This is a genomic window from Sedimentibacter sp., assembly GCF_033447055.1.
Classification (GTDB): Bacteria; Bacillota; Clostridia; order Tissierellales; family Sedimentibacteraceae; genus Sedimentibacter.
Genome location: NZ_JAWQJF010000133.1, coordinates 1 through 3,571 on the forward strand (window position 1 = coordinate 1; position 3,571 = coordinate 3,571).

The following is a 3,571-nucleotide window of genomic DNA, read 5'->3' on the forward strand; positions in this document are numbered from 1 at the left end:
AGTGCTTATGCTATGGCATTTGGTACAACCAACCTTATAAAAGAAGATAAGGTTTATGTAAATAAATTACCAGATGATAATAGATATAAAGGTATGTTTATAGTTCAAGGAACAGGAACTATTGAAAATAAAGAAGTAATAAGAGTACCTTTTATGAATGATGAAGATTTTCAAGATATGGTTCTTAATGAATGGGAGAATAATCCCCATGCTGACTATAAATTACATTATGAAGAAGGCAATGAAGTAGAAGAAAAAGAAATAGTGTCAGAAGAATTTAGCGATTATGAAATAGTAGAAGATATTGTTATAAATGAAGATAAGGAATCTAGTGCAGATAATAGAAATATTGATTTATGGGATTTTATGTAGTTGTTTAATAGAAGATGGACTTAATTTGGTTTATCTTTTTGAATTATAATACTTGTAAAATGGTAAATGTTACAAAAACGGCTCAATTTCAATGCTTGACAAGTACTTTAAAATAAAGTAGGATGATTTTACCCCTTTTATTCTAGAAAATGAAAACCCCTTTATTTTAGAACGTTAATTTTAAAATTTTAGTACGCTGAAACTATTGGAAAATGAATAATAAAATAATTTTCGATAATAATATAAAAAAAGAAAAAGCGTCAATCTTTCAAATATAACGTCCCCCTTTATTTTAATCATACGCTTTTTCTTTTTTTATTTTCCTCAAATATTTAATATATGTAAAATTTTTTAATTGAAAAAATATATTAAAAGTGATATCATAGACTAGTTTAAAAAATAACTTAATTTATTGTTGAAAAATAATATTTTTATATATTAGTTTTTAAGGAGAAACATGGAAAAAATAGTTGTAAAAAAAAGCCTTGGTCTAAAAGGTACTATAAAGGTTGACGGTTCTAAAAATTCAATTCTGCCAATTTTGGCAGCAACTCTTTTATCAGAGGAAGAATGTTTAATTCATGACATACCATATTTGCAGGATGTTAGTGTAATGTGTAAACTTCTTGAAGCATTAGGAGCAAAAATTGAAAAAATCGGAAATGACACGCTGAAAATAAAAGCTGAAAATATAGCAACTTGTGAAGCACCATATGAATTGATAAGTAAAATGAGAGCATCTTTTTTAGTTATGGGACCACTGCTAACAAGATGCAAAAGTGCAAAAGTATATATGCCGGGGGGCTGTGCCATAGGTTCAAGACCAATAGATTTGCATTTAAAGGGATTTAAATATCTTGGAGCAGAAATTAAATCAGAAAATGGATATGTTAACGCTGTTGCAGAAAAATTAATAGGAAATGATATTTATCTTGATTTCCCAAGCGTAGGAGCAACTGAAAATATTATAATGGCTGCAGCTTTGGCCGAAGGTGAAACAATACTTGAAAATGCAGCAGAAGAACCTGAAATAGTTGATTTGGCAAATTTTATCAACAGTATGGGCGGAAACGTTATAGGAGCGGGAACAAAGACAATTCGCATTAAAGGAGTTAAGAAACTTCATAAAACAGAACATACAGTTATACCGGACAGAATAGAAGCAGGCACATACATGGTTGTTGCCGCTGCAACAGGTGGAGACGTAATAATAGAAAATGTCGTTTCAAGCCATTTGCAGCCTGTAATTGCAAAGCTTAGAGAGGCAGGCGCTAAAGTTGAAGAATATGATGATAAAATCAGAGTATCATCAGACGGAATAATAAAGCCGGTGGACATAAAAACACTTCCATATCCCGGATTTCCTACGGACATGCAGGCACAATTCATGGCGATGCTTTCTGTTGCAGAAGGTACAAGCATTATACATGAAACAATATTCGAAAACAGATTTATGCATGCCAATGAGATGATGCGCATGGGGGTAGATGTAAAAATTGAAGGGAGAAGCGCAGTTTTAAAAGGAAACAGTGCACTAAGCGGAGCGAAAGTCAAGGCAACTGATTTGAGGGCAGGAGCGGCACTGATAATAGCAGGACTTTTAGCTGAGGGTGAAACAGAAATTACAGAAGTGTATCACATAAAAAGAGGATATGCCAACATAATAGAAAAACTTCAAAAAATCGGAGCAAATGTGTCTTTTGAAAAATAAAGATAATAGAAGATAGAGGTAAGCATGAAACTTCGAATCGATAAAATGCTGTCTAATATAGGGCTTGGAACAAGAAAACAAATCAAGCAGGATGCAAAAAAAGGTTTAATCAAAATAAATGATGTAATTGAAAAAGACAGTTCTAAAATAATAGATACAGAAAAAGATACAGTGAAATATAAAGGCGAAACAGCTGAATATGTTCAGTACATTTATTTAATGATGAATAAACCACAGGGAGTCGTTTCAGCGACTGAAGATAATTACGACAGAACGGTTATAGATTTGTTAGATGATGAAGACAAGTTTTATGAACCATTTCCGGTAGGCAGACTGGATAAGGATACGGAAGGTTTGCTTTTAATTACAAATGACGGTCAATTAGCACATAATTTATTATCTCCTAAAAAACATGTGGATAAAACATATTACGTTGAAGTTGCTGAAGAAGTCACACAGGATGATGTGAAATCATTTAGAGAGGGAGTAATTTTGACAGAAGAAAATTATAAAACACTGCCTGCAGAATTACATATAATACAATCAGGCTATCCTTCCAAATGCTATGTAACCATCAAAGAAGGAAAATTTCATCAAGTAAAGAGAATGTTCTTTGCAATTAACAATGAAGTAACATATTTAAAAAGAGTTTCAATGGGATTGTTGAAATTAGATGAGTCATTGAAATTAGGTGAATATCGTCATTTGACACAAGATGAATTAAATATTCTCGGGGGACATTCCTCTACTTACAGAGAATAACCCTAATTTAAGAGGTGTGTCCCCACACCTAAAAATTCGGGGACATTCCTCTACTTACAGAGAATAACCCTAATTTAAGAGGTGTGTCCCCACACCTAAAAATAAAATTCGGGGACATTCCTCTACCCACAAAGAATATCCCTAATTCAAGAGGTGTGTCCCCACACCTTAAAAAGGAGCATAACATGAAACTAGGAATGCCTGCATTGGTAGAATATACAACAATAAATGAATTGGTTGATTTGTGCTTGAAATTAAACTTGAATTTCATAGAGTTCAACATGAACCTTCCATATAATTTCATACAAAATTTAAATCCTGCAGAAGTCAGAAAGATATCCGAAAATACGAATATTGAATTTACTATGCATATGCCGGATGATGCTGACTTAGGAACATTTTACGAAAGTGTAAGACGAGGCTATGTTGAACTTTTTTCCGATACAATAGACTGGGCAAAAGAATCAGGCGTAAAGCTTTTAAACATGCATATTATTGAAGGTGCCAAAATGACACTTCCTGACAAGAAAGTGTACATATACGAGCAATACTCAGAAGAATTTCAAAACAATTTCATTAAATCAATAAGTGTACTATCACAAAAGGCACGTGATAATAATATAATCCTTGCAATAGAAAACAGCAGCAATTTCGGAAAAACATATATACAAAAAGCTCTGGATAAAGCTATTTTATATCCAAATATAAAGCTCACATGGGATGTAG

The 3,571-nt window shown here is 32.5% G+C and carries 4 protein-coding genes; all 4 read left to right on the forward strand.

Features of this window, described 5'->3' with window-relative positions:
• Positions 1–372: hypothetical protein (locus tag SA378_RS09255; RefSeq protein ID WP_318525707.1), on the forward strand; the 372-nt coding region annotated here is incomplete at its 5' end.
• Positions 373–829: 457 nt separating this feature from the next.
• Complete coding sequence (murA, locus tag SA378_RS09260) at positions 830–2,083, forward strand: UDP-N-acetylglucosamine 1-carboxyvinyltransferase (protein ID WP_318525708.1); 1,254 nt, start codon at positions 830–832, stop codon at positions 2,081–2,083.
• Positions 2,084–2,107: 24 nt separating this feature from the next.
• Positions 2,108–2,845 (forward strand): pseudouridine synthase, encoded by a 738-nt coding sequence (locus SA378_RS09265; protein ID WP_318525709.1) that lies wholly within the window; start codon positions 2,108–2,110, stop codon positions 2,843–2,845.
• A gap of 185 nt (positions 2,846–3,030) precedes the next feature.
• The coding region (locus tag SA378_RS09270; RefSeq protein WP_318525710.1) for a sugar phosphate isomerase/epimerase family protein at positions 3,031–3,571 on the forward strand (541 nt) is incomplete at its 3' end.